Here is an 8,796-nt window from a genome sequence, read left to right on the forward strand (position 1 = left end):
CCTGGTACCAGCATGAGAAAGTAGGCTACAACTACCGGATGAGCAACGTGATCGCCGGGGTGGTGCGGGGACAGTTTCCGTACTTAAAGGAGCACATCGCACAGAAGAAGGCCATTTATGAGCGGTACAGGGAGGGCTTTAAGGACCTTCCGGTACGGATGAATCCGTTCGACGCGGAAAACTCCGAGCCCAACTACTGGCTGTCCTGTCTGGTCATCGATCCGGAGGCCATGTGCCGGCAGGTGCGCGGGGAACAGGAATCCCTGTACCTTCCGGAACCGGGAAAGAGCTGCCCCATGGAGATCCTGGAGACGCTGGCAAGGTATAATGCCGAGGGGCGTCCCATCTGGAAGCCCATGCATATGCAGCCGATCTTCCGGATGAACGGGTTTGTGACCCGGGAAGGGAATGGACGGGCAAGGACTAACGCTTATATCGCTGGAGGGGCTGTCGGGAAAGACGGAAAGCCGCTGGATGTGGGGATGGACCTCTTCCAGAGGGGACTGTGCCTGCCGAGTGATAATAAGATGACCCCGGTACAGCAGGATAGAATTATTGCAGCGGTCCGTGCATGCTTCGAATAAAGGTAGGAATGAATGAATAACGTACTTTCAACTTGTTTTAAGATTGCTGGTGGTATAGTAGTGGTAAGTGTTGCAGCCGGCGTGACAGCATTTGTAAAAGAAAGAATAGATGAGAAGAAAGAGTCTGAGACGCTTCAAAAGCATCCGCAGGGGTTCTATGAAAGATATGTGAAGAGACCACTTGATTGCACTCTAGCTACAGGGGCACTGATTGTCCTGAGTCCGGTACTGGCAGTGACAGCCTTAGTTGTACGCACCAAGCTTGGATCGCCAGTTGTATTCACTCAGGATCGTCCAGGCAAAGAAGAGAAGCTCTTTAAGCTGTATAAGTTCCGTACGATGACTGATGCACGGGATGAAAATGGAGAATTGCTTCCGGATAAGGTGCGTCTTACCAGGGTAGGCCGAGCTATAAGGGAGTCCAGTTGTGACGAGCTTTTGGAGCTCGTAAATATCATTAAAGGCGATATGGCTGTAGTCGGTCCCAGACCTCAACTGGTTAGGGATATGGTATTTATGACTCCGAAGCAGCGTCGGCGTCATAGTGTAAGACCGGGGCTGACGGGACTCGCACAGATAAACGGTAGAAATGAGATTACATGGGAAGAGAAGCTTGAATGGGATCTTAGATATCTAGATAAAATTACATTTGTTAATGATGCAAAGATAGTCTTAAGAACTATAGCGAAAATTAGGCATAAAGAAGGCATTACTGATGGTGAGAATGCAACGGCGTTGGACTTTGGGGATGAATTGCTAAAGGACGGAAAAGTAGATCAGGCTACATACAACAATTGCCAGATTGAAGCAAAGAAACTCTTGAAAAAAGCAGGGAACTGAATAATGGGTAATTTGAAATTTTCAGTATCGATGTGTGTCTATGGCGGAGATAATGTTGAATACTTTAGGTCGGCAGTAGACAGCATATTAAATCAAAGTAAAAGTCCGGATGAGGTTGTTTTGGTTGTAGACGGTCCTGTTCCAGATACGTTGGATTCTGTGATTAAGACATACAGCGCGAATCCGATATTTCATGTTTATAGATTCAAAGAGAACCAGGGACATGGAAAAGCTCGACGACTTGGGTTAAAGAAATGTTCAAACGCATTAGTAGCTCTTATGGATGCTGATGATATCAGTGTTTATAGACGCTTTGAATTAGAACTTGCAATGTTTGAACACAATCCGGATTTATCGATTGTGGGAGGACAGGTAAGCGAGTTCATCTTATCTCCAGAAAAATCAGAGTCAGTCCGAGAAGTTCCGTTGTTGGATAAAGACATCAAGTCTTATATGCAGAAACGTTGCCCCATGAATCAGCCTACGGTAATGTTAAAAAAGGATGATATTGAAGAGGTGGGAGGCTATCAAGATTGGTTTTGCAATGAAGATTACTATCTTTGGATTCGGCTTGCAGTAGCAGGTAAAAAGTTTGCAAATTCTCCTGAGACTCTTGTGAATATGAGAATGAGTCCAGATTCGTATAAACGAAGAGGTGGAGTGAGGTATTTCCAATCGGAAGCAAAGCTGCAGAGATATATGTTACAGAAGAGAGTAATTAATTTGCCAACTTACATAATGAACGTAGGAAAAAGGTTAATTGTTCAAGTGTTAATGCCAAATAGTATGAGGTCATGGGCGTTTAAAAATTTTGCAAGGAAAAAAACATAGTAAAAGGAATAAAAATTATGTCTGATAATAACGAAAACCAAATAATATCCGGATGGAAATATTACAATCATGCAATGATTCCAACATGTGAGCCACATGAAATTCCGAATCTGAAGCCTTTACAATCAGGTACTTTGTTGAAAAATAGAGATGTGTGGGGGGGAAAAGACAGACCTTTATTTGCAAGGTGGACAGAGGATTATGATTGTGGATATGAAACTACCTTTTGGTATTGTATCAAAGATGACATTTTTGATATTAGCGCGTTGAAATCAAAAAGACGTTACGAAATAAAGAAGGGTCTCAAGAATTTTGACGTAAAGGTAATTGATCCCTTTCAATATAGCGAGCAACTATATGATGTTGCGGTTATGGCGTTTTCGGCATATCCAGAGGCATACAGGCCGAAAATTGAAAAGAGGGCATTCATAAATGGAATAGATGAATGGACAATAACTGGAAGTACAGTGTTTGGAGCCTTTGATAAGGAGAGCGGTAGGCTTTGTGGTTACGCACAACTGATTAAACAAGCACGGGCAATTAATTTCAACATAGAAAAGACCATTCCAGAATTTGAGTCAAAGGGAGTCAATGCTGCTATTTGCATGGCGATTGTTTTATACTATCAGAAAGAAATCGAGAAGGGTTACTATATAGTGGACGGCGCAAGAGCGATAAGCCATGAAACTCATTTTCAGGATTATCTTGAAAAGTACTTTGGGTTTAGAAGAGCGTATTGTCACCTTCATGTTAAATATAAATGGTGGGTTTTGTTGGCGGTTAAAGCGTTATATCCTTTTCGAACGATGATTGAGAAATCAAAGTCTTCATTGGCTCACAATATCACAGGAGTGTTACGGATGGAAGAGTGGAAAGTGCGTGAGTAACTGAAAGGAAAACTAGTAGAATGATAAGCCCGAGATATTTTTTTAACAGACTAAAAGATGTAAAAGCGTCAGACTTGGCTGCGGTATTTCCCATGTTAGGAGCACTGATAGTTTCTCCTTTATTTAAGAAGAAATATTCTCATACATGGTTGATTTGTGAAGAAAAGGCTGAGGCTAGGGATAATGGTTATTGGTTCTTTCGAAAGATGAGAGAAGAACATCCTAAACAGCCATGTATTTATGCTATAGATAAGAAATCGGTCGATTACAAGAAGGTTAAAGATTTAGGCCAGGTAATCCAGTATGGAAGTTTTCTTCATTGGGTCATTTATTTTACTTGCGAGCGCAATATTAGCTCGCAAAAGGGTGGTAAACCAAATGCAGTTCTTTGCGCATTCATTGAGTTGAATAATTGGTATAATGCTCATAATATTTTTTTGCAGCATGGGGTAATTATCAATGATCTTCGGTGGCTATATGCGGATAGATCAAGATTTGATATGTTCGTGACATCTGCTGTTCCGGAGACAAAATATATTGAGGAAAAATTTGGATATTCCAAAGGGGTGGTACAACTGTGTGGATTACCACGCTTTGATAATCTTCATAATAGGAATGTAAAAAGGAACAGAATTGTAATAATGCCTACATGGCGTTATTGGTTTAACTTGAAGTCTAAAGAGCAAGCGGGACTTGATAGTGACTTTTTGCACTCGCATTATTTAAAGTCTTGGAAAGCACTTCTGGAGAGCCATAAATTAGCTGAACTTATAGATGAATATAAGCTTGAGGTTATTTTCTATCCTCATAGAAATCTGCAATACCATCTGCCAGATATGAAAAAGATGATCAGTACCAAAGTAACGATTGCTTCTTGGAAGGATTACGATATTCAAGAGTTGCTTAAGTCATCAGAAATGATGATAACAGATTACTCCAGCGTCTTCTTCGATATGGTTTATATGAAGAAGCCGGTTATCTTTTATCAGTTCGATCTTGAAGAATTTAGAAAAGGCCAATATGAGCAAGGGTATTTTGATTATAACGAAAATCCCTTCGGGAAAAGTTGCAGGAATCCAGATGAAGTATTAAGTTTACTAGAAGGATTTATAAAATCCGGGTATAAGTGTTCAAAGGAATACCTTACAGCCCATAAACGTTATTTCCTATATTACGATTCCAGTAATAGTGAAAGAGTGTATAAAGCAGTTAAACAATTAAGAAGGAAATGAGTAAAGAAGTGAAAGATTGTATAGGAATAGTGATTGTAAATTATAATACTTATGATGAACTTATAGGTTGTATCAAATCTATAAGAGAGAAAATCAAATGTAAGTATAGAATATATGTAGTAGATAATGGATCTAACAAAGAAATAAAGGACCAGATAAATAACAATTTAACCGGATGTGATGATCTTAAGCTAATTATGTTGAGTGAGAATTTAGGTTATTCCGGTGGAAATAATGTAGGTATAAGGAAGGCTATTGAAGAAGGTTGCACCCATATTGCCATTACTAACAGCGACATCGTATTTGAGAATGATGCTATTTCAGAGATGTTAAAAGACTTAGAAGGTGAAATAGCAGTAGTTGGACCTCGTGTAATTAAAGGAGATGGAAGCAATGGACAGTATCCGTTAAAAACATACTCGGTCTTTTCAGCTATTTTAGATAGGATGCCATTCTCTTATATTAAAAAAGCAACTGGATATGGAGAGGTGCATGTAGAAAATCTAGATATGACTTATTCGTTTTATGGCATGGTGTCAGGGTGTTGTTTTCTAATATCCTCGTCTGTTTTTAATGAATTGGGATTCTTTGATGATAACGTTTTCTTATATTCAGAGGAGAGAATACTATCAATAAAATTAAAGAAGCTTGGATTGAAAGCTTGCTATGAACCACAAGCAAGGGTCTATCATTTGGAAGGACAGTCAACGGGAAAAGTAGGAAATCCTTTTGCAGATTTCCATAGATATGCAAGTGATTATTATACGATAATCAGATACTGTGAGGGACATGTTTTGGGAAAAAGATTGCTGCGTGTATTACGATTGTTTAATTTCAAAATGAAAGTTAGGAAAGATTCAAGCTATAGATGGTATTATAAAAAATTGATTACTAAAATGAATGAAATTGATCAAGGGGATTTTAAAATATCTTCTGGGATAGAAAGGTAAGCATGACATGCAGGAATTTATCTTTATCTATATGCTGTATGCACTACTTACATACGCAGTACTCTTACTGACTTCGGGAGTAAATATAAAAGGTAGACAATCGACATATCTTGTGTTTTTTTTGATCATCATCAATTCGTTGATTGCTTGCCTACGTCCGGAACAGGTTGCTGATACTAATATGTATAATATGGCATATGATACTAGTGTCAGCATTATTTCAAATCTTACAGTTAATAGTGTTTCAGATTTATTTGCAAATAGGTCATACTATTCGATTGAAATTGTGTATATATTTTTTATGTCTCTATTTCGATCACTATTTAAGTCGCCGATTCTTTTTTATTTTGTATCAGGACTATTATCAAATGCATTGATTCTTTATGGATTAACTTTAGTTAACCAATATTTATATCTGGACTTTCAAAAAGAAAGCGAAGCTAAAAAACAAAGAGCAGTAATCCAAACTTACTGTATCTATGTTCTTTATTCAGGAATCCATTACACTACTGTGGCTATAAGGTCGGGATTAGCAATTGGTCTTGGACTGGCCGCAATAGGATTGCTATTGGCATATAAGAAGCGATTGTTATCCATGATCCTTCTAGTACTTGCGTGCTTGGTACATACAACTTCAATTCTTTTCATTGGTATTTACCTAATAGTAAGGTTTTTTCCAGTGAACTTGAGCAAAAAAAGTATTGCTATACTATGGATCGTGGCAATGGGAGGTTATTTTTCTAATATTGCTCGGTATACGACTATGGCGGCAATACGAATGGTGCTTGGATTATTTTCGATTCTACACATTAATGCTTTTAGTAGTTACATTACTGACTTGGAATTTGTTGTTCAAATGCGTGAAGGCTACATTATGTTCTTTATCGGTCTATTCCTTGTTATTACATATCTTCCTAATAAAAGAATAAACAAACTCGCTCTTATTATTATCGTCGGCTTATTCCTGCAAACATTCGCATACCCTATTCATGCGCTTTCAAGGTTAGTGGATATATTTACCATCTTTCTTATTCCGATTGTTTGCTATAGTGTTAGCAATGCGGATGTTAAATATTTGAACAGGATGGTTCTGTATGGAACGGTATTCTTGCTAGTTCCACAGTATGTTATGATATTTGGAAGGTAAACTTTCTACTTTGAAAGAGTATGAAGATGGGACTATTTCTTGGATTTCAAAGGTATATTTATAAATTGATGCGTAATAGAAAAGTAAAAAGAAAACTATCATAATTTTACAATAATTAATAGGAGCAGCTATAAAGATGATCAATTTAGTAATATTTCAATAGGAAAATATACTTATGGAGATTTAAACATTTGCCAGTATGAGCTAAAACATTATAAATTAAGAACTGGTAATTTGTGTTCGATTCCCCAAGATGTAATGTTTATGTTAGATGGGGAACACGAATACAATTTTATATTGTTGTGGTCAAGCTGATAAAAGGAATGATAGAAGAATATATAGGCAATTTACATGCAGAGCTAATAGATTTTGCATAACTTGATTGGATACCGAAGAAGGGGATTGAGGAATAAGAATGAATCCAAACAATATAGGTATGAAATAATATAAGAGTAATTGATTGATTAAATAGGAAAAAGGAACATTTAAGTCTCTTATATATTTTAGCATATGAAGAAAATATATAGAGACTAATGGTATAATTCAAATGAAACAGAAGTCATTAAAGACTAATGCTATCCTTAATACTTTAAAAACCGTTTTGAGTCTGATATTTTCGCTGATAACATTTCCATATGTTTCAAGAATTTTACAGGTTGAGAATATTGGAATATATAATTTTTGTTCATCAATAGTTTCGTATTTTGTGCTATTGGCGGGCCTTGGAATTTCTACATATGCTATTAGAGAAGGAATTCAATATAGAGAAGATAAGGAACAAATTGAAAAATTTGTGAGTGAAGTATTCAGTATCAACATATTGTCCACTGTAATATCTTATGCATGTTTAATAATTACTGTCATAGTAGGAGAGCAATTTCATAACTATACGCTAGCAATTGCAATATTAGCAACAGAGATTATCTTTACTACAATAGGTGTAAGTTGGATTTGTAATATATATGAAGATTTCTTGTTTGCAACTATCCAGTCAATTGGTGTACAAGCATTATCACTTATACTGACTCTCGCCTTAGTTAAGTCCTCTGATGATTTGTACAAATATATAGCTATTATTGCTTTTTCGAGATCGGCTTCACATATAATTAATTTGATTTATGTAAGAATAAAATATTGTAAATTTAAATTTATTCTTCATTGCAATTTAAAAAAACATATTAAGCCTGTTCTGGTAATATTTTCAACTTCAGTGGCTATTAGTATTTATGTCGGTTCTGACATAATTATGCTTGGATTCATGACAAACGATTATCAGGTGGGGATTTATAGTACAGCTGTTCAAATCTATACTATTGTAAAGAATATACTTGCGGCTGCATTGATGGTATTAATTCCTCGTTTTACTCTTTTGTTACAGCGTGGGGAGAAAAAAGCAGCTAATGAATTATTTTCTCATGTTTTTAATATCTTAATGATATTAATGCTACCATCAATTGTAGGATTGTATATTACAAGTTGCGATGTTGTACGGTTAGTAGGAGGAGAAAATTATTTAGGCGGAACAAATGTTCTGCGTTTGCTGTGCATTGCTATTTTCTTTTCTTTGCTAGCGTATTTGTATACTCAATGTATCTTAGTACCTAACAAAAAGGAAAAAGCTGTATTCAAGGCAACTGTTATTAGTGCAGGAATGAATATAGGTTTAAATTTTATTCTAATTCCTTTGTTTGGAATTAATGGTGCTGCAATTACTACAATTATTGCAGAAATTATAGTTTGCTTTATGTCAATCCATTACTCAAAGAATGACATCCATTTAAATCACATAAATCATGATCTTGTTTCGATAATTATTGGATGTATCGGGATAGTAATTGTTGGAAAAGCTTGTTATATAGTTTTTACTGGTTCATATCTAGTCCGGCTTGCAGTAACGATTTTGGGATCTGCTATTGTATATGTGGCTATATTATTGGTAGGTAAAAATTCTGTTATGATGGAAGTTATTCAGAAATTAAGAAAAAGGTGATATGCATCCTCAATGTGTCATACATACATTTCTGTGAACCTATCTTTAATGGTCTTTTTATCCATTTCGCAAAGTATGGAACTGATGAATGTTAGAACTGAATTCATTTTTTGTGAATGACTTTTTTCTCAGAAGATGATGAAATCCTAAGGTCCTTTGTAGCCGATCATTACAAAGAACTATTCATAATCTATAGAACAGAGACATATAATTTGATATAGGTAAGCTACAACTACATGTTTTATAAAAGCCTGCTAATAAAAAGTCAAGTGTTTTTTGAAGAAAATTTCAAAAATCCGATTTGATATTTTAGGGTACAACTTTTAAGCCACCAT

The 8,796-nt window shown here is 36.2% G+C and carries 8 protein-coding genes; all 8 read left to right on the forward strand.

Annotated elements, in window-relative coordinates; translation table 11 throughout:
- On the forward strand, positions 1-584 hold a 584-nt coding region (locus tag OCV69_RS16075; protein WP_262563234.1), incomplete at its 5' end, for a DegT/DnrJ/EryC1/StrS family aminotransferase.
- Positions 585-596: 12 nt separating this feature from the next.
- Positions 597-1,424 (forward strand): sugar transferase, encoded by an 828-nt coding sequence (locus tag OCV69_RS16080; RefSeq protein ID WP_158360277.1) that lies wholly within the window; start codon positions 597-599, stop codon positions 1,422-1,424.
- A gap of 3 nt (positions 1,425-1,427) precedes the next feature.
- Entirely contained in the window at positions 1,428-2,255 is an 828-nt protein-coding gene (locus OCV69_RS16085) for a glycosyltransferase (RefSeq protein ID WP_262563235.1), read from the forward strand.
- A gap of 17 nt (positions 2,256-2,272) precedes the next feature.
- Entirely contained in the window at positions 2,273-3,142 is an 870-nt protein-coding gene (locus OCV69_RS16090; protein WP_158360275.1) for a hypothetical protein, read from the forward strand.
- A 20-nt stretch (positions 3,143-3,162) separates the two neighbouring features.
- On the forward strand, positions 3,163-4,374 hold the full coding sequence (locus OCV69_RS16095; protein ID WP_158360274.1) for a CDP-glycerol glycerophosphotransferase family protein: 1,212 nt from the start codon (positions 3,163-3,165) through the stop codon (positions 4,372-4,374).
- Positions 4,371-5,324, forward strand: coding sequence for a glycosyltransferase family 2 protein (locus tag OCV69_RS16100; protein WP_158360273.1), 954 nt, complete (start codon positions 4,371-4,373; stop codon positions 5,322-5,324). Before OCV69_RS16095 ends, OCV69_RS16100 begins: the two co-directional genes overlap by 4 nt.
- 7 nt (positions 5,325-5,331) lie before the next feature.
- Entirely contained in the window at positions 5,332-6,471 is a 1,140-nt protein-coding gene (locus OCV69_RS16105; RefSeq protein WP_158360272.1) for an EpsG family protein, read from the forward strand.
- Between the two features lie 547 nt (positions 6,472-7,018).
- Entirely contained in the window at positions 7,019-8,461 is a 1,443-nt protein-coding gene (locus tag OCV69_RS16110) for an oligosaccharide flippase family protein (RefSeq protein ID WP_158360271.1), read from the forward strand.
- Positions 8,462-8,796: the final 335 nt, after the last annotated feature.

This window comes from Alitiscatomonas aceti (assembly GCF_025567195.1).
Taxonomy (GTDB): Bacteria; Bacillota; Clostridia; order Lachnospirales; family Lachnospiraceae; genus Alitiscatomonas; species Alitiscatomonas aceti.

Coding starts and splice junctions, on each gene's coding strand:
- OCV69_RS16100 (WP_158360273.1), top strand. CDS start 4,371: ATGAGTAAAGAAGTGAAAGATTGTATAGGAATAGTGATTGTAAATTAT.
- OCV69_RS16110 (WP_158360271.1), top strand. CDS start 7,019: ATGAAACAGAAGTCATTAAAGACTAATGCTATCCTTAATACTTTAAAA.
- OCV69_RS16105 (WP_158360272.1), top strand. CDS start 5,332: ATGCAGGAATTTATCTTTATCTATATGCTGTATGCACTACTTACATAC.
- OCV69_RS16080 (WP_158360277.1), top strand. CDS start 597: ATGAATAACGTACTTTCAACTTGTTTTAAGATTGCTGGTGGTATAGTA.
- OCV69_RS16095 (WP_158360274.1), top strand. CDS start 3,163: ATGATAAGCCCGAGATATTTTTTTAACAGACTAAAAGATGTAAAAGCG.
- OCV69_RS16090 (WP_158360275.1), top strand. CDS start 2,273: ATGTCTGATAATAACGAAAACCAAATAATATCCGGATGGAAATATTAC.
- OCV69_RS16085 (WP_262563235.1), top strand. CDS start 1,428: ATGGGTAATTTGAAATTTTCAGTATCGATGTGTGTCTATGGCGGAGAT.